The 16,847-nt window shown below is 69.6% G+C and carries 16 protein-coding genes and 1 rRNA gene; 5 read left to right on the forward strand and 12 right to left on the reverse strand.

The window, feature by feature from the left end; all coding sequences use genetic code 11:
- On the reverse strand, positions 1–537 hold a 537-nt coding region (locus tag E0W80_RS18380; RefSeq protein ID WP_165875512.1), incomplete at its 3' end, for a glycosyltransferase.
- Positions 538–542: 5 nt separating this feature from the next.
- Positions 543–1,775: a glycosyltransferase gene (locus tag E0W80_RS18385; RefSeq protein WP_131494462.1), complete on the reverse strand. Its 1,233-nt coding sequence runs from the start codon at positions 1,773–1,775 to the stop codon at positions 543–545.
- Between the two features lie 125 nt (positions 1,776–1,900).
- On the opposite strand from E0W80_RS18385, the gene E0W80_RS18390 reads away from it, so the two are divergent.
- Positions 1,901–2,488, forward strand: coding sequence for a hypothetical protein (locus E0W80_RS18390; protein ID WP_131494463.1), 588 nt, complete (start codon positions 1,901–1,903; stop codon positions 2,486–2,488).
- On the opposite strand, the gene E0W80_RS18395 is transcribed toward E0W80_RS18390, so the two are convergent.
- From E0W80_RS18395 to E0W80_RS18420, 6 genes are all read right to left on the reverse strand, one after another.
- On the reverse strand, positions 2,456–4,174 hold the full coding sequence (locus E0W80_RS18395; RefSeq protein ID WP_131494464.1) for an amidohydrolase: 1,719 nt from the start codon (positions 4,172–4,174) through the stop codon (positions 2,456–2,458). The genes E0W80_RS18390 and E0W80_RS18395 overlap by 33 nt on opposite strands.
- 2 nt (positions 4,175–4,176) lie before the next feature.
- Positions 4,177–5,022 (reverse strand): ABC transporter permease, encoded by an 846-nt coding sequence (locus E0W80_RS18400; RefSeq protein WP_047523802.1) that lies wholly within the window; start codon positions 5,020–5,022, stop codon positions 4,177–4,179.
- A complete protein-coding gene (locus E0W80_RS18405; RefSeq protein WP_131494465.1) occupies positions 5,019–5,903 on the reverse strand; it encodes an ABC transporter permease in 885 nt (294 codons plus the stop codon). Before E0W80_RS18405 ends, E0W80_RS18400 begins: the two co-directional genes overlap by 4 nt.
- Entirely contained in the window at positions 5,896–7,074 is a 1,179-nt protein-coding gene (locus E0W80_RS18410) for a spermidine/putrescine ABC transporter substrate-binding protein (protein ID WP_131494466.1), read from the reverse strand. Before E0W80_RS18410 ends, E0W80_RS18405 begins: the two co-directional genes overlap by 8 nt.
- Positions 7,071–8,231, reverse strand: a complete 1,161-nt coding sequence (locus E0W80_RS18415; protein WP_131494467.1) for an ABC transporter ATP-binding protein — start codon at positions 8,229–8,231, stop codon at positions 7,071–7,073. Before E0W80_RS18415 ends, E0W80_RS18410 begins: the two co-directional genes overlap by 4 nt.
- Before the next feature lie 148 nt (positions 8,232–8,379).
- A complete protein-coding gene (locus tag E0W80_RS18420) occupies positions 8,380–8,652 on the reverse strand; it encodes a metal-sensitive transcriptional regulator (RefSeq protein ID WP_017202671.1) in 273 nt (90 codons plus the stop codon).
- Positions 8,653–8,721: 69 nt separating this feature from the next.
- On the opposite strand from E0W80_RS18420, the gene E0W80_RS18425 reads away from it, so the two are divergent.
- Genes E0W80_RS18425 through E0W80_RS18435 form a run of 3 tightly spaced genes read left to right on the forward strand, consistent with a single transcriptional unit; the run spans position 8,722 to position 11,467 of the window.
- Positions 8,722–9,999 (forward strand): DUF445 family protein, encoded by a 1,278-nt coding sequence (locus E0W80_RS18425; RefSeq protein WP_131494468.1) that lies wholly within the window; start codon positions 8,722–8,724, stop codon positions 9,997–9,999.
- Positions 10,000–10,001: 2 nt separating this feature from the next.
- The gene (locus E0W80_RS18430) at positions 10,002–10,934 is read left to right on the forward strand and encodes an arginase family protein (protein ID WP_131494469.1); all 933 of its coding nucleotides are present in this window, start codon (positions 10,002–10,004) and stop codon (positions 10,932–10,934) included.
- Entirely contained in the window at positions 10,931–11,467 is a 537-nt protein-coding gene (locus E0W80_RS18435; RefSeq protein WP_131494470.1) for an AAA family ATPase, read from the forward strand. The genes E0W80_RS18430 and E0W80_RS18435 overlap by 4 nt, the downstream gene beginning before the upstream one ends.
- A gap of 5 nt (positions 11,468–11,472) precedes the next feature.
- Here the strand turns inward: E0W80_RS18435 and hutI are convergent, their stop codons facing one another.
- Genes hutI through hutH form a run of 3 tightly spaced genes read right to left on the reverse strand, consistent with a single transcriptional unit; the run spans position 11,473 to position 15,889 of the window.
- A complete protein-coding gene (hutI, locus tag E0W80_RS18440; protein WP_131494471.1) occupies positions 11,473–12,648 on the reverse strand; it encodes an imidazolonepropionase in 1,176 nt (391 codons plus the stop codon).
- 12 nt (positions 12,649–12,660) lie between these two features.
- Positions 12,661–14,355: a urocanate hydratase gene (gene hutU, locus E0W80_RS18445; protein WP_131494472.1), complete on the reverse strand. Its 1,695-nt coding sequence runs from the start codon at positions 14,353–14,355 to the stop codon at positions 12,661–12,663.
- Entirely contained in the window at positions 14,348–15,889 is a 1,542-nt protein-coding gene (gene hutH / locus E0W80_RS18450; RefSeq protein WP_131494473.1) for a histidine ammonia-lyase, read from the reverse strand. Before hutH ends, hutU begins: the two co-directional genes overlap by 8 nt.
- A gap of 58 nt (positions 15,890–15,947) precedes the next feature.
- On the opposite strand from hutH, the gene E0W80_RS18455 reads away from it, so the two are divergent.
- Positions 15,948–16,715: an IclR family transcriptional regulator gene (locus tag E0W80_RS18455; RefSeq protein ID WP_240740586.1), complete on the forward strand. Its 768-nt coding sequence runs from the start codon at positions 15,948–15,950 to the stop codon at positions 16,713–16,715.
- A 53-nt stretch (positions 16,716–16,768) separates the two neighbouring features.
- On the opposite strand, the gene rrf is transcribed toward E0W80_RS18455, so the two are convergent.
- A 5S ribosomal RNA gene (gene rrf, locus E0W80_RS18460) occupies positions 16,769–16,847 on the reverse strand; the annotation flags it as partial.

Consider the following 16,847-nt stretch of genomic DNA (forward strand, 5'->3'; position numbering starts at 1 on the left):
CACGGCCGATGCCCCGGCAGCGAGTCCGCGCAGGAACGCCCACCCGTCCCGCCCGCGCACGGGTCGTCCGATGCCGCGCATCGCGATGCCTCGCCACGTGTTCAGCACCGCGAGCACGGGCCGGTGCAGCGGGGTGACCGCGGCGATCCCGACGTCCACGCGGTTGTGCATGGTGTGCACGACGGGGAGTCCGTGCCGCTGCGCGTAGCGATGCCCGATGAACGCACCCCAGAAGTCGGCCTGCACGTGCACCAGGTCGACGGGGGGACGGCGGGTCATCGCCCGGTCGAGGAAGCGGTCCGTCGCCCGACCCGGCCAGCTCATCGAGTACTCGCGATCGACCGTGATCGGCATCGACGGCAGATCGACGAAGGCGCCGCCGTGAGAGCCGGATGACGCCCGCGAGCCATGCATCCTCGGCGCGACGACCGTGACGGTGTGCCCGGCTCGTTCGAGGAACTCGCGTTGGAGCCGCATCGACACCTGGGCCCCGCCGAGGGAGTCGAGGTGCTGATCGCCGAAGAAGACGATGTGCATGGCCGCTACTCCGGCAGCGGCTCGTCGCGGTACAGCGCCTCGAAGGTGTCGAGGGTGCGGTTGATGTCGTGGATCGCGACGCCGTCGAGCGAGGCCCGCTGCATCCGCTCGTACTCCGCAGGCTCCGCCGTGAGCACGTCGGTCAGACGCGCGGCGAGCTCGTCGACGTTCCCGGGCTCGAACAGGTAGCCGTTCTCGCCGTCGTGCACGAGGTGCGGGAGGGCCACGGCGTCCGCGGCGACGACCGGCAGGGCCGAGGCCATCGCCTCCATCGTCGCGATGGACTGGAGCTCCGCGATCGAGGCGATCACGAACAGGCTGGCACGGGACAGCAGGGCCCGGAGCTCCTCATCGCTCGTGCGCCCGTGGAAGGTCACTCGATCGGCGAGTCCGAGCTGGGCGGTCAGGTGCTCCAGCTGCTTGCGCTGGTCGCCGCCGCCGACGATGTCGAAGGTGGTGTCGAGCGCGGGGTCGAGCTTCGTCATCGCCTTGAGGATGACCTCGACCTGCTTCTCGGCCGTGAGCCTGCCGACGAAGATGATCCGGTTCTCGTCGCGCGGGGCGAGGACAGGCGTGTACTGGGTGCGATCGATACCGCAGCTGACCGGGATCACGCCCTTCACCTCGACCGTCTTCTCGAGGAAGTCGGCGGCACGGCGGGTGGGTGTGGTGATCGCACGGGTCTTGTCGAACGTGCGCTTGGCGTCCGCCCACGCGAACTTCAGCACGAGGTCGTCGATGAACTTCGGCATGGTGGTGTGGTCGAGGATGTTCTCGGCCATGACGTGGTTGGTCGCGATGACCGGGATGCCCCGCTCGTTCGCGATGTACGCGAGTCCGCGCCCGATCACGATGTGCGACTGGATGTGCACGACGTCCGGCTGCACCTGATCCAGGACCTTGCGGGCATAGTGCTTCGATCGCCACGGCCACACGAACCGCAGCCAGTCGTGCGGCGCCCAGCGCACCGACGGCAACCGGTGCAGGGTCATCGGCTCGCCCTCGATGACCTCGGTGTGCGGCTGGGCACGGCGATACGCCTGGTTGGGCGCCACGACGTGCACGTCGTGGCCACGCTGCACGAGGCCGGCGGCGAGGCGCTCGGCGAAACGGGCGGCGCCGTTGATGTCGGGCGCGAACGTGTCGCAGCCGATCACGATCTTCAACGGTCGGGGCGCGGATTCGGCGGCGGGGCCGCGCGACGGATCGGTCGGATCGTCGGAGGAGGTCACAGACATGCTGCCTTACGATGTGGCGGCCAAGGAGGAGCCCTGGTCGGGCGCTGGCCACTCTACCCGAGCGCCCTGATCCCCCGGCCGAGGCATACCGGCATCCCCTCAGCCTCAGCCGTTAACGTGGGAGCATGCGACTGACTGCCGAGGCCGATCCCCAGCTGTGGATTCCCGTGACGGACTCGCTCGGATGGAAGGGACGCCGGCACCGGAAGGCGGCGATCCGGATGCTGCTCGGCCAGGTCAACGCCGCCGTCGGTGCGACCGAGCGCCCCGGCTCGAGGTTCGGTGCCTGGGCGATGAGCCAGGCGGCACCGATGCTGATGAAGCGGGCCGACGGGCGCGTGCTGGTGTGGACGTGGAAGGCGGAGCCGGAGCTGGTCGTGGCGATGGCGACGGCGCAGGTACTGACACCGGAGGTCCGCATCGCCCGCGCCTCGATGCCGATGGACTACGACGACACCGAGTCTTTTCCGAGCCGACTCGGCGTGGGCGAGAAGCTCCTCGTGCCGATGCCGCCGTCTCCCGCGTCTCCCCCGTTCGCCACCTACACCTGGGACACCGGGACGCATCTGGTCACGCTGACGGCGGTGTGCAGCGACAAGGAGCGGTTCGGCACGCTGACCGGCGCGCTCGACGACCTGGCCCGCAGCCTCCGCATCGCCGACGACCTCACGGGCGGCGAATCACCCGAGGTCCTGCGTCTCGATCCCGCCTGACCGACCGCGGGAATCCCCCGCGACCCCGTCGGCCGCGTCGTACACCCGCACGCCTTCGACCCAGGTGCCGCGCACCTCGGTGAGCCCGATCTCCTCGACAGGGTGCTCGAACGGGTCGCGGTCGAGCAGGGCGAGGTCCGCCCGCATCCCCACCGCGATCGTGCCGGTGTCGTCGAGGTGGTTCACGTACGCGGATCCCGAGGTGTACGCGGCGAGCGCGGTCCCGAGGTCGATCGCCTGCTCCGGCAGGAACGGCGGATAGTCCCCCTCCCACTCGGTCGGAGCCGACCGACGGTTCACGGCCACGTGCATCGCGGCGAGCGGATTTGGCGTGCTCACCGACCAGTCGCTGCCCGCGGCGAGCACGGCTCCGGAGCGCAGCAGATCACCGAAGGGGTACTGCCAGGCGCTGCGCGTGTCCCCGAGGAAGGGGATCGTGAGGTCGACCATCTGCGGCTCCAGTGTGGCCCACAGCATCTGCATGTTCGCCGTCACGTCGAGCGCACGGAACCGGGGGACGTCGTCCGGGTGCACGACCTGGATGTGGGAGATGTGGTGCCGGTTCCCGCGCGGACCGTTGTGCAGGAGGGCGGCTTCGACCGCGTCGAGGCACTCGCGCACGGCACGGTCGCCGATGGCGTGGAAGTGCAGCGTGAACCCGAGGGCATCGAGCCGGGTCGCCGCTTCCTTGAGCAGCTCCGGCTCGACGAACGAGATGCCGGAGTCCTCACGCGGATGCCCGTGGCCGTCGCAATAGGGTTCGAGCATCGCGGCGGTGAAGTTCTCGGCCACACCGTCCTGCATGATCTTCACGCTGCGGGCACGGAAGCGACCGACGGAGCCGGCAGCGCGCCGTTCGACGATGTCCTCGATCTGCTCCAGGCCGCGCGAGCGGTCCCACCACAGGGCGCCCACGACCCGACCGGTGAGTTCCCCGGTGGCTGCCGCGGCACGGTATGCGGGCAGCGGGTCACCCGCGTCGCCGTACTCGGTGCCGACGATCGCATCCTGCCAGGCGGTGACGCCGAAGGAGTGCAGGTACCGCTGCCCCTGGACGAGCGCCTCCACCAGACGCTCGACGGGCTCGGCCGGGAGCAGCCGGTTCACCAGGCCCATCGCTCCCTCGTGCAGGGTTCCGCTCGGGGCACCACCCGCGTCGCGTTCGATGCGTCCGTCCGCGGGATCCGGGGTCTCCGCGGTGATCCCGGCGAGCGCGAGCGCCCGCGAGTTCACCCAGGCGCCGTGCCCATCGCGATTGGGGAGGAAAGCGGGGCGATCGGGCACGACCGCGTCCAGATCCGCGGCCGTCGGCGTACCTCCGGGAAAGGCCGACATCTGCCAGCCACCGCCCAGGATCCATTCGTCGTCGGGGTGCTCCGCGGCGTACTCCGCGATCCGCGCCAGATACTGCTCACGCGTCGCGAGGCCCGAGAGGTCGCAGCGGAGCATGTCCAGTCCGCCCCACACCGGGTGCACATGCGCGTCCTGGAACCCGGGCACGAGGAGCCCACCGGCCAGATCGACGACCTCGGTGTCCGGGCCGATCATCTCCGACAGGTCGTGGCCGATCGCACTGATGCGGCCATCGGTGACCGCGACGGCGCGGGCGGTGGAGCGCGCTGCATCGGAGAGGAACGCCCTCCCGCCGCGGGAACCACCGGTGAAGACGAGGTCTGCCGCTGCCATGCTCAGCCTCCCGCCATCGTGCGGGCGATCTCCGTCGCCGAGTCACCGGCACGCTTGAGCACCACCGCCACCAGCGCCAGAGCGAGGAGGGTGAGTACGAGCATGATGGTCGACACCGCCGCGATCTCAGGACGGAGTCCGCTACGCAGTGCACTGAGCACGTACACCGGCCACGGTGTCGTGCCGGACACCTGCACGAACGCCGACACGACCGTGTTGTCGAGGCTCAACGTGAACGAGAGCAGGAACCCGGCGAGCACGGCCGGCATCGCCAGCGGCAGCGTGATCTTCAGGAAGGTCCGCACCGGCGGGGCGTACAGGTCGGCGGAGGCCTCCTCCAGGCGGGCGTCGAGTCCGACCAGTCGCGCGCGGACGATGTAGGACACGATCGCGATCGAGAACAGCGACTGCCCGACCACGAGCCTCATCGTTCCGTCGTTGAAGATCCCGATCCCGGCATCCTGGCCGAGGAAGACCAGCCAGGGCAGCAGCGCGACGGCATCCACGATCTCCGGGGTGACCGAGACGAGCAGCAGGAGCCCGAGGAACCACCACACCCACTTGCCGGGGTTGCGGGCCATCGCGATGCCGGCCAGGGTTCCGAGCGCGGTCGCGAGCAGGGCGGCCAGCAGGCCTGTGCGCACCGACACCAGCACCGCGTCGCGGATCGCCGGCTTGTTGACGATCGCGAGGAACGAGTCGAAGCCGAAGTGGTCCCACGAGACCAGCAGGCGGCCGACGTTGAACGAGTAGACGATGATCACCAGGATCGGCAGGAACAGGAACAGGAAGACGAGTCCTGCCCAGATCGGCAGCAGGAGACGTGCTGCTCCACGACGTGAACTCATGAGCTCTCCCCCAGGACGAGTCGGTTGCGTTGTCTGAGCGGCAGTGTCACGAGCCAGAGGAGCCCGGCCGCGACGGCGATCGAGATCATGATGACGATGATCAGCAGCACCGCCATCGCCGAACCCAACGCCCAGTTCTGCGCGGTCTGGAACTGACTCGCCACGACCTGCCCGATCATGTTGCCCTTCGCGCCACCGAGCACGGTCGCGGTGATGTAGTCGCCCATGAGCGGGATGTACACGAGCAGCACGCCCGCGATGATGCCGGGTCGGGCCAGGGGCACGGTCACCCGGAGGAAGGTCGTCGCGCTGTTCGCGCCCAGGTCCTTGCTCGCCTCGCGCAGCGGACCCGAGACCCGGTCGAACGCGACGAACAGCGGGAGGATCATGAGCGGCAGGTAGTTGTAGACCACGCCGAGCAGCACCGCACCCCGCGAATACAGCAGGTCGAGGGGACCCGGGATCACGCCGATGCCCTGGAGCAGCTGCGACAGCCAGCCCTCCGGGGCGAGGATCACCTGCCAGCCGATCGTGCGCACCAGGAAGTTCGTCCAGAACGGCACCATGACGAGGGCCAGCAGCAGTCCGCGCTTCGACGGCGGCGCCTTCACGGCGATCCAGTACGCGACCGGCGCCCCGATCACCAGGCACAGCAGCGTGCCGAGGATGCCGATCCACAGGGTGTTCAGGAAGGTGCTGAAGAACGTGGGCGAGAGGGCCTCGAGGTACCGGTCGAAGGAGAGGTGGTCGAGGGCGTGGGTGGCGAAGATGCTCGGCTTGTAGCCGAAGCTGAAGACGATGACCATGCCGATGGGGGCGACGAAGAAGATCAGCAGCCACACCCAGGCGGGGATCGCGAGACCGAACTTGAGCTTAGGCACCGGCGGCCGCCTTCATCGAGTTCCAGATCGCGACGACCCGGTCCTGAGCGTCCGTCAGCTTGCCCTCATGCATGGTCTGCACCTGCTCCTCGTCGAAGAACACCATGTCGAGCCGTTCCAGACCCGCGGCCTCCGCGGCTTCGCGGACGCCGGAGATGCCCGTGTCGTAGCCGATGTAGTCGACCTGCGCGAGCTGCACATCGGGCTGCAGGACGAAGTTGATGAACGCGTGCGCCGCTTCGGGGTGCGGCGCGCCCGCGGCGATCGCCCAGTTGTCCATCCACAGTTCGGTGGCCGGACTCCCGAGCACCCATTGCCAGCGGTCGGGGTCGTCGGACTCGAAGATGCCCAGGCGCGCGTCACCGTTGTAGGACTGCAGCAGAGCGTGCGACGCCTGCGGGATCGACGAGCCGCCCGGGTAGGAGTCGAACGCCGAGATGTGCGGCGCCAGATCCTTCACCAGGAAGTCCTCGACCGCGTCCAGGTCGTCGGGGTCGGTCGTCGTCCAGTCGATGCCGTTCGCCCAGAAGTAGATGCCGAGCAGCGGCGCCGGGTCATCCAGCACCGAGGTGGAACCGGACGCCTCGTTCTGTGCGGCGTCGATGAAGTCGTTCCAGGTGGTCAGCTCCCGCGAGATCACCCGCTTGTCGTAGACGAACCCCGTGGTGCCCCATGCCTTGCACACCGAGTACTCGTTGCCCGGATCCCAGGCGCGCCCGCGGAACTCCGGGGCGACGTGCTTCATGTTCGGCAGCAGATCGAGGTTGAACTTCTGCAGCAGCCCGTTCTCGGCCATCGGCCCCACGAAGACTCCGGTCGGCACGACGATGTCGTACCCCGACGTGCCTCGGGCTGCGACCAGCTTGGCGATCAGCTCCTCGTTCGAGTTGAAGGCGTCGAGCACGATCCGCGGACCGTTCTCGGCCGTGAACTGCTCGAGCACCTCCGGCGCGTCGTAATCGCCCCAGCTGTAGATGGAGAGCTTGTCCTCCAGCGGTCCGCCCTTGGCGTGCACCGCCGCGGCGTTCTGGCCGGGGGCGCAGGCGGTGAGCACGACGGCCCCGCCCGCCAGCAGCGCGGTGGCGAGGAACCCGCGACGGGAGAGTTCGGTGCGGATCACGCGGGCGGCGCTCCGGTGCGCGAGCACGCGGACCGGAGGAGCGCCCGTCACCGGCCTCCCTCCTTGGGAAGCGCGATCACGTGCGTGGCGGTGGTCGGGATGCCGTCGGCGGCGAAGAGTCGCACATCCGCGGGATCCCACACGCAGCGAACCTCCTCGTCGACTCCGACGCGCGGCGCGGTGGGCGCCGGCATCCTTGAGAGGAACGTCGCATCTTCGCCGACGCGCACGGCGACCTGCATGGTCTCGCCGAGATGCGAGACACCGAGCACACGACCGCGCGCGCCGGTGCCTTCCCCCTGCTCGAGCCGCACATACTCCGGGCGGATCGCGGCGACGGCGGGCTGCCCGGCAGCGACCCGCTCCCCGCCCCAGCGCCCGGAGATCGCACCGATCGCGGTGTCGACGGCATCTCCGTCGGAACGGACGGTGCCGTGTACGAAGTTCTGCTGGCCGATGAACGAGGCCACATACGCGGATGCCGGTTCCGCGTAGATCGCCGCCGGCTCGTCGAGCTGCTCGATCCGGCCCGCGCGCATCACGGCGATCCGGTCGCTCATCGACAGCGCCTCGGCCTGATCGTGCGTGACGAAGACGAACGTGGTGCCGAGTCGCGCCTGCAGGAGCTTCAGCTCGAGCTGCATCTCCTCGCGCAGCTGCCGGTCGAGGGCGGCGAGCGGCTCATCGAGCAGGAGCACGCTGGGGCGGTTGATGAGGGCTCGCGAGAGGGCGATGCGCTGCTGCTGACCGCCCGACAACTGGGTGGGCTTGCGATCGGCGAAGCTGCGCAGCTGCACCATGTCGAGCGCCTCGCTCACCCGGGTCCGCTGCTCCGGCTTGGGAACGCCTCGCTGCTGCAGTCCGTACGCCACGTTCTCCGCGACCGACAGGTGCGGGAACAGCGCGTAGGCCTGGAAGACCGTGTTCACCTCGCGTCGATACGGCGGCAGACTCAGCACGCTCCGGCCCGAGATGCTGATGTCACCGGCGTCCGGATACTCGAAACCCGCGATCATGCGCAACGTCGTGGTCTTGCCGCAGCCCGAGGGTCCGAGCAGCGAGAGGAATTCCCCCGGCTGCACGTCGAGGGTCAGATCGTCGACGGCCACGGCGGTGCCGTAGCGCTTGGTGACGCGGTCGATGCGTACCGCACCGGTGGCTGTGGGTGTGTCGAGCGTCGCCGAAGACGCGGGCAGAGTGCCGGGCATGGAGCCTCCCCATTGAGAATCGCTTGCGGCGAGTCTGTCACAGGAAGGGCCTCAGGTATAGCGAAATCGGAAGTCTCTTGATCAATTCGCAACGGTATCCGTTGCGATTCTCGAAACCTGCGACCGATTAGCGCCTCGGGGTGATCTCCTACTTGCGGTCGAAGTCGAAGGCCTTGAGCAGTTCGAGCACGGCCTTGTCGCGCTCCTCGCCGCCCTCATCGAACATGTGGGTGACGTGCGTGCGCAGGTGGTTCTCGAGCAGCAGCCGGTTCAGCGATTCGAGGGAGCGCTGGATCGCCCGGGACTGCGTGATGATGTCCATGCAGTACTCCTCGTTCTCGATCATCCGCGCGACACCGCGCATCTGCCCCTCGAGGATGCTGGTGCGGTGCAGAGCACGCTTCTTGATGTCTTCGATCACCCCTTGAGGGTACTCCGCCCGCTGCGAAGCGAGACCTCCCGCCCACGCCCACCGTGAAAGGATGACGTCATGCCGCGAACACCGATGACGCAGCTCTCGCCCTCCGACCAGGAGCGCCTCCGCGCGCTCCGGCGCATGAAGGCGGTCGCCCTCGGAGCGCTGCTGTTCATGGCCGTCGTGTTCGTGATCGCGTTCGCCTTCCAGCAGCGGGTCGGCTGGCTCGGCTATGTCCGCGCCGCCGCCGAGGGAGGGATGGTCGGTGCGCTCGCGGACTGGTTCGCCGTCACCGCGCTGTTCCGCCGTCCGCTCGGGCTGCCGATCCCCCACACCGCGATCATCCCCAACCGCAAGGACGAGATCGGACGCACGCTCGGAGAGTTCGTCGAGACCAACTTCCTGGCCGGAGACGTCGTGCGCACCAAGCTCTCCAGCACGCACATCGCGCTGCGCGCCGGAGAGTGGCTGCGCGAGCCTCCGCATGCCGAGCGGGTGGGTGCCGAAGGAGCCACGATCGCGACCGCCGTCCTGGGCGCACTGAGCGACGACGACGTGCGCGACCTCATCACCGACCTCGCCCGCGAGCACCTGGTGGCTCCGGAGTGGGGGCCGCCGGCCGGTGCCTGGCTCGAGAAGATCGTCGATGCGGGGGCCCACCACGGCGCGGTCGACCTCGCCGCCGACAGCATCGCGCGGTGGCTCGACGCGAACGCCGCATCGTTCACCGGTCTCGTCTCTCGGCGTCTCCCCGGCTGGGTGCCGAAGCTGGCCCATCGCTTCGTCGACGACACGGTCTACCACGAGGCGATCAAGTTCGTGCACGCGGTACAGGCCGATCCGCATCACCCCGCGCGCATCGCGGTCGACGGCTACCTGACCCGCCTGGCGGACAACCTGCAGAACGATCCGGCCACGCGCGCCAAGCTCGAGAACGCCAAGGCCTCGCTCTTCGACAGCCCGCGGGTCGGCGCTCTGGCGGCTGAAGCGTGGAACACCGCGAAGAACGGCCTGCTGACCGCTCTCGCCGACCCCGACAGCGGGCTGCGTCGTCGGGCGGTGCAGGCGCTGCAGGAAGTCGGCGAGCGCCTGACCACCGACGTCGCCCTGCAGCACCGCGTTGACACCTGGGTGTCGGACGCCGCCGTCTTCCTCGTCGACCGCTACCGGCACGACATCGCCTCGATCATCACCGATACCGTCGAACGCTGGGATCCCGCCGAGACGACCGAGAAGATCGAGCTCATGGTCGGCCGCGACCTGCAGTACATCCGCCTGAACGGCACCTTCGTCGGCGCCCTCGCGGGTCTCGCCATCTTCTCCCTCGCCCACGCCCTGATCCCCGGAGTCTGACCATGACGCCCTCTTCCCGACCGTTGAGTCACGACCCGCTCTGGCCCCGCGCCGGCTCCTGGCCCGCTTTCACGGCTGCGGCGGATGCCGTGCTGCTCGGGGTGCCGACCTGGCGCACGTCACTCTCGCCGACCGGAGCCCACGCGACCCCGGCCGCCATCCGCGAAGCGCTTCCCCGCTACGGGACGACGCTGATGGGTCCGCCGGTGCTCGAACTCGACGAGGTTCTGCGCATCGCGGATGCCGGCGATGTGAGCGATCCGGACGGCGCGGACGGCGAGGCGAGGGTCATCTCCCGCGTGCGTGAACTCGCCGAGGCGACGAAGCTCGTGATCGCACTCGGCGGCGACAACTCGCTCACGTATCCGGTCGCGCTCGGCGCCGAAGCCACGGGCCTCATCACGTTCGACGCGCACTTCGACCTGCGCGACGGCGTCTCCAACGGCACACCGGTACGACGCCTCGTGGAAGACGTCCCGACCGCGTCCGCACTGACGACCACCCGGATCGACCCGACCAGGATCGTCCAGATCGGCATCGCCGACTTCGCGAACTCCGCCGCCTATGCGCGGCGCGCGGCCGACTGGGGCATCCGCGTCGTCACGCTCGACGAGGTGCGCCGTCGCGGCATCGACGACGTCGTCGCCGAGGCGCTCGAGCTCGCCGGTGCGGGGGCGGCCCCGCGTGTGCACCTCGACATCGACGTCGACGTCTGCGACCGGTCGGTCGCGCCCGGCTGCCCAGCGAGCGTCCCCGGTGGGCTCCACGCGTGGGAGCTGCGCGCCCTCACGCGTGCCGTCGCCGCGGATGGGCGCGTCGTCAGCGCCGACCTCGCCGAGGTCGATGCGACCACGGACGCGGAGGACGCCCGCACCGTCCGTCTGGCGGCGCTGTGCGTGCTCGAGCTGCTGGCCGGCCTCGCGTCCCGGCGATGAGGATCGTCGTCTCCGGTACGCACGCGAGTGGCAAGAGCACTCTGATCGCGGACTTCCTCGCCGCGCATCCGGAGTATCTGTCGCTCGGTGACCCGTTCGACGACCTCGAGCAGGAGGCGGTCGACCCGTCCGGGGAGGCGAGCTTCGCCGGCCAGCTGCGGATAGCGGCCAGACGCCTGCACGCCACGGCGGGTCAGCAGGACGTGATCGCCGAGCGGGGACCGCTGGACTTCGCCGCCTACCTCATCGCCCTCGAACGGCTCGGGCGGAGCGACGGCGCACTCGTGGAACGTGCGATCGCGATCGCCGAGGACTCTCTCGCTCGCGTCGATCTGGTCGTGCTCGTCCCGCTCGATGCACGCCGGTCGATCCGCATCCCCGCGGACGAAGACCCCGCACTGCGCGAGGCGATGGACCAGGCTCTGTTCGACCTCGCGGACGATCTCGCGCAGGACACCGGAGTGCGTCTCCTCACGGTCGCCGGGGACGGTGAGACGCGGCTGGCCACGCTGGTCGAGGCCATCGGGGAGTGACGGCGTCACCCTACCGGGTCGCCGTCCTTCCACACCTGCCGCACGAGCGGGACCCCCGGCCGGTACGCGAGGTGGATCCTGGTCGGTGCGTCCAACAGCACGAGATCGGCCCTGGCACCGGGGGCGATCACCCCGACGTCGTCCCGGCGGAGTGCCTTCGCTCCGCCGGCCGTCGCCGCCCACACGGCTTCCCCCGGGGTCATCCCCATGTCCCGGACGGCCACGGCGATGCAGAACGGCATCGATGAGGTGAAGCTCGACCCCGGGTTCGTGTCGCACGCCAGCGCCACGGTCACGCCCGCGTCGATCAGGCGCCGCGCGTCCGGATACGGCTGCCGCGTCGAGAACTCGACACCCGGCAGCAGAGTGAGCACGGTGTCGGAGCCGGCGAGCGCTCCGACATCGGCATCCGTCAGATAGGTGCCGTGGTCGATCGACGCCGCGCCGAGCTCGACCGCCAGGCGAACGCCGTCGCCCGGGCCGAGCTGGCTCGCATGCACCCGGGGCGCGAGTCCGCGCGCGATGCCGGCCTCCAGCACCCGACGCGACTGCGCCACCGTGAAGGCTCCGGTCTCGCAGAACACGTCGATCCACTTCGCGTGCGGAGCGCAGGCATCGAGCATGGGCCCGGTGACCAGATCGACGTACTCGTCCGACCGCTCGGCATACTCGGCGGGGACCACGTGCGCGCCGAGGAACGTCACCTCGGGCGTCACCTCGGCGGCCAGGCGCACCAGGCGCTCCTCGTCGACGACGCTCAACCCGTAGCCGCTCTTGATCTCGACGGTCGTCGTGCCCTGCGCGAGCATCTCGTCGAGGAAGCCGCGCAGACGTGCACGCAGCTCATCCTCGGTTGCGGCACGCGTGGCGGCCACGGTCGAGCGGATGCCACCGGCGGCGTACTTCTGCCCTGCCATGCGGGCCTCGAACTCGGCCGCGCGGTCGCCGCCGAAGACCAGGTGGCTGTGACTGTCGACGAACCCGGGGATCACGGCGCGCCCACCGGCATCGATCTCCTCCTCGGCGACGGGCGCATCCGCAGCGGCGCCCACCCAGGCGATCCGTTCGCCCTCGATCAGCACGGCCGCATCGGTCAGGGTTCCGGTACGGTCACCGGGCCCGTCGCCGTGCAGCGCGACATTGGTGGTCAGTTCCGCGATGTTCGTGAGGAGCGTTGCCATGTCCTGAGCCTCTCAGAGCATCGGTATGTTCAGGCCACGCTCATGCGCGATCTCGCGGGCGTGCTCGTAGCCCGCATCGACGTGACGCATCACCCCGGTGCCGGGGTCGTTCGTCAGCACGCGCTCCAGCTTCTCCGCGGCGAGCGCAGTGCCGTCGGCGACGGTGACCTGACCGGCGTGGATCGAGCGGCCGATGCCGACGCCGCCCCCGTGATGCAGCGACACCCACGAGGCGCCGGAGGCCGTGTTGAGCAGCGCGTTCAGCAGAGGCCAGTCCGCGATCGCGTCCGAGCCGTCCTTCATCGCCTCGGTCTCCCGGTACGGCGATGCCACCGACCCGGAGTCGAGGTGGTCGCGACCGATCACAATCGGCGCCGACAGCTCACCCGAGGCGACCATCTCGTTGAACCTGAGTCCGGCGAGGTGACGCTCCTTGTAGCCGAGCCAGCAGATGCGGGCGGGCAGCCCCTCGAAGTGGACCTTCTCGCCGGCCTTCTCCAGCCAGCGGTGAAGGGCGGCATCGTCGGGGAAGAGCTCGGCGATCGCACGGTCGGTCTTGTAGATGTCCTCGGGATCGCCGGAGAGGGCCGCCCAGCGGAACGGTCCGCGTCCTTCCTCGAACTGCGGGCGGATGTATGCCGGCACGAACCCGGGGAACTCGAACGCCCGATCGAAGCCTCCGAGCTGAGCCTCGGCACGGATCGAGTTGCCGTAGTCGAACACGGCTGCACCGGCATCCTGGAATGCGACCATCGCCTCGACGTGCGCGGCCATCGACGCACGCGAACGGCGCGTGAACTCTTCGGGGTCGCGTTCCGCCTCGGACTTCCAGTCCGCCACGGTGATGCCGACCGGGAGGTAGGCGAGCGGATCGTGGGCGCTGGTCTGATCGGTCACGATGTCGATCGGAACGCCCCGACGCCGCAGCTCGGGGAACACCTCGGCCGCGTTGCCGACCACTCCGACCGAGAGGGCTTCGCCCGACTCCTTGGCCGCGACCACTCGGGCGACGGCCGCATCGAGGTCGGTCGTGTACTCGTCGAGGTAGCCGTGCTCCACGCGCCGGGCGAGACGCGACTCGTCCACGTCGACGATCAGCACCGCGCCGTCGTTCAGGGTCACGGCGAGTGGCTGAGCGCCGCCCATCCCGCCCGCGCCGCCCGTGAGGGTGAGTGTGCCACGCAGAGAGTCACGACCGAGGGAACGGGCCACGGCGGCGAACGTCTCGTAGGTCCCCTGCAGGATGCCCTGCGTGCCGATGTAGATCCACGATCCGGCCGTCATCTGTCCGTACATGATGAGCCCGAGTTCCTCGAGCTTGCGGAACTCCGGCCAGGTGGCCCAGTCCCCCACCAGGTTGGAGTTGGCGATCAGCACGCGCGGCGCCCACTCGTGGGTGCGGAAGACGCCCACCGGCTTGCCCGACTGCACCAGCAGCGTCTCGTCCGGTTCGAGCTCGTCGAGGGTGCGCACGATCGCGTCGTACGCCTCCCAGCTGCGTGCCGCCTTTCCCGTGCCGCCGTAGACGACGAGGTCTTCGGGGTGCTCGGCGACCTCGGGATCGAGGTTGTTCATCAGCATGCGCTTGGCGGCCTCGGCACCCCAGCTCTTCGCCGTGCGCTGGTTGCCCCGGGCGGCGCGGACGACGCGGGACCCAGTAGCGGTGGGCTCAGGTGCGGTGGACCCAGTAGCGGTGGGCTCAACCATGGATGTGCTCCTTTGCGATGCGGGCGACGGCGCCCGATTGGACGAGGGCGGTGACGGCCTCCATCTCCGGGGAGAGGAAGCGGTCGGGTCCGGGACCCGCTGCGACGGTGCGGACGAGATCGCGCACGGCGCCGGTCACCGGTCCGGCCTCCAGCGGTGCCCGGAGGTCGAGAGCACGCGCGCCGGTGAGGATCTCGATGGCGAGCACTCGGCCGAGGCCGTCGATCGCGCGCCGCAGCTTGCGGGCGGCGGCCCATCCCATCGAGACGTGATCCTCCTGCATGGCGGAGGACGGGATCGAGTCCACCGACGCCGGCACGGCCAGGCGCTTGAGCTCGGAGACGATACCGGCAGCCGCATACTGCGCGATCATCAGGCCGGAGTCGACACCGACCTCGTCCGCGAGGAAGGGGGGCAGACCGTGGTTGCGGGCGGGGTCCAGGGCGCGGTCCGTGCGCCGCTCGGAGACCGAGGCGACATCGGCGACCGAGATCGCGAGGAAGTCGAGGACGGCCGCCACCGGAGCACCGTGGAAGTTCCCGTTGGACTCGATGCGCCCGTCGACGGTGATCACGGGATTGTCGATCACGCTGGCGAGCTCGCGGTCGGCGATCATCGCGGCGTGTGCCATCGTGTCGCGCGCCGTGCCGTGCACCTGGGGCGAGCACCGCAGCGAGTACGCGTCCTGGACACGCCCGTCATCCGGTCCCTTGTGGCTGGCGACCATCGGCGAGTCCGCGAGGAACCGGCGCAGGTTGCCGGCCGACTCCGCCTGCCCCATCTGCGGTCGCAGGGCCATCAGGTCGGCAGCGAACACCGCGTCGGTCCCCAACTGGGACTCCACCGACATCGCCGCGGCGACATCGGCGGTGACGAGGAGCGTCTCGAGATCGTGCAGGGCCAGCACCAGCATGCCGAGCATGCCGTCCGTGCCGTTGATGAGAGCGAGCCCTTCCTTCTCGACGAGGGTCAGGGGCTCGATCCCGGCGCGTGCGAGGGCAGCGGAGGCCGGTACCAGCTCCCCGGAAGCATCACGCACCTCCCCCTCTCCCATCGCGGCGAGGGCGATGTGGGCCAAGGGGGCGAGATCGCCCGAGCAGCCGAGCGAGCCGTACTCGCGCACGACCGGCGTGATGCCGGAGTTCAACAGCGCCGCGTAGGTCTCGACGACGATCGGCCGGACGCCCGTGCGCCCCGAGGCGAGGGTCTGCAGACGCAGGAGCTGAAGCCCGCGGACGACCTCGCGCTCGACCTCGGCGCCGGTGCCCGCGGCGTGCGACCGGATCAGACTCGCCTGCAGCTGGAAACGACGATCCGGCGCGATGAAGGTGGTCGCGAGGGCACCGAAGCCTGTGGAGACGCCGTAGTGGGGATTCGGATCGGCAGCGAGACCGTCGATCACTCGACGGGTCTCGGCGACCCGAGTGAGTGCATCCTGGAATATCGACACAGGAGCGTCGTGGCGGGCGACGGCGACGACGTCGGCAGGCGACAGCGGTGCCGCTCCGACAATCACGGGGGCGAGTTCGGTCATGACTCGATTCCACACCCCGTGGGGCCTGCGGGGCACCCGTTCGTGCCATGCTGTGTCTGTGATCCCAGACAAGCCAGAGGCCGCGAAAGTCCCCGCCGCCGACCACACGCTGCGCATCCTGAGCTATCTCGCCGGACGCCCCGCCCCGGTGGCGGCGTCGGCGATCGCACGGGAGCTCGAGCTCCCCCGCTCGACCGTGTACCACCTGCTGTCCACGCTGGCGGCTCACGGCTTCGTGCTCCACCTGCAGGAGGAGCGCCGCTGGGGCCTCGGCACATCGGCGTTCGAGCTCGCCGGCGGGTACACCCGACAGCAGCCGCTCGCTCGGCGAGGCGCTCCCCTGGTCGCGGCGCTGTCCGACCGCCTGGGCGAGAGCGCCCACCTGGCAGTGATGAGTGGTGGGGACGTGCTGTACATCGTCGAGGAGCGTGCGCCACGCCGCCCCGCACTGGTGACCGACGTCGGAGTCCGCCTTCCGGCTCACCTCACCGCGTCGGGCCGGGCCATGCTGGCTGCGCTGCCCCGCGAACAGGTGCGCGCGCTCTACCCCGATACGTCTGCGTTCCCGGTTCGCACGGGCCAGGGGCCGCAGACACCACGCGAGCTGCGGGAGCTGTTGCGCGAGGTTCGAGCGCGGGGATACGCGACCGAGGACGGTGAGGTCGCGGTGGGCCTGCGCAGCGTCGGCGCAGCCGTCCTCGATGCCGCGGGATGGCCGGTCGCAGCCGTCGCCGTGACCTGGGGCATCGAAGAGTTGGACGAAGCTCTTCTGGCCAGGGCTGTGCAGGAGACCGCAGCCCTGCTGGAGTCTCGGCTGAGACGGTGAGACTTAACGCAAAATGGCCACCCAGCGTTGGGTGGCCATTTTGTTTAAAAGGAGTCCGGCGGTGTCCTACTCTCCCACAGGGTCCCCCCTGCAGTACCATCGGCGCTGTGAGGCTTAGCTTCCGGGTTCGGA

It is taken from the genome of Microbacterium sp. PI-1 (genome assembly GCF_004337555.1).
Lineage (GTDB): Bacteria > Actinomycetota > Actinomycetes > Actinomycetales > Microbacteriaceae > Microbacterium > Microbacterium aurugineum.

What these genes read in the sequence shown, in the direction of transcription:
- E0W80_RS18385 (WP_131494462.1), bottom strand. Translation starts at nt 1,775, where the DNA reads ATGTCTGTGACCTCCTCCGACGATCCGACCGATCCGTCGCGCGGCCCC.
- E0W80_RS18390 (WP_131494463.1), top strand. Translation starts at nt 1,901, where the DNA reads ATGCGACTGACTGCCGAGGCCGATCCCCAGCTGTGGATTCCCGTGACG.
- E0W80_RS18395 (WP_131494464.1), bottom strand. Translation starts at nt 4,174, where the DNA reads ATGGCAGCGGCAGACCTCGTCTTCACCGGTGGTTCCCGCGGCGGGAGG.
- E0W80_RS18400 (WP_047523802.1), bottom strand. Translation starts at nt 5,022, where the DNA reads ATGAGTTCACGTCGTGGAGCAGCACGTCTCCTGCTGCCGATCTGGGCA.
- E0W80_RS18415 (WP_131494467.1), bottom strand. Translation starts at nt 8,231, where the DNA reads ATGCCCGGCACTCTGCCCGCGTCTTCGGCGACGCTCGACACACCCACA.
- E0W80_RS18425 (WP_131494468.1), top strand. Translation starts at nt 8,722, where the DNA reads ATGCCGCGAACACCGATGACGCAGCTCTCGCCCTCCGACCAGGAGCGC.
- E0W80_RS18430 (WP_131494469.1), top strand. Translation starts at nt 10,002, where the DNA reads ATGACGCCCTCTTCCCGACCGTTGAGTCACGACCCGCTCTGGCCCCGC.
- E0W80_RS18435 (WP_131494470.1), top strand. Translation starts at nt 10,931, where the DNA reads ATGAGGATCGTCGTCTCCGGTACGCACGCGAGTGGCAAGAGCACTCTG.
- hutI (WP_131494471.1), bottom strand. Translation starts at nt 12,648, where the DNA reads ATGGCAACGCTCCTCACGAACATCGCGGAACTGACCACCAATGTCGCG.
- hutU (WP_131494472.1), bottom strand. Translation starts at nt 14,355, where the DNA reads ATGGTTGAGCCCACCGCTACTGGGTCCACCGCACCTGAGCCCACCGCT.
- hutH (WP_131494473.1), bottom strand. Translation starts at nt 15,889, where the DNA reads ATGACCGAACTCGCCCCCGTGATTGTCGGAGCGGCACCGCTGTCGCCT.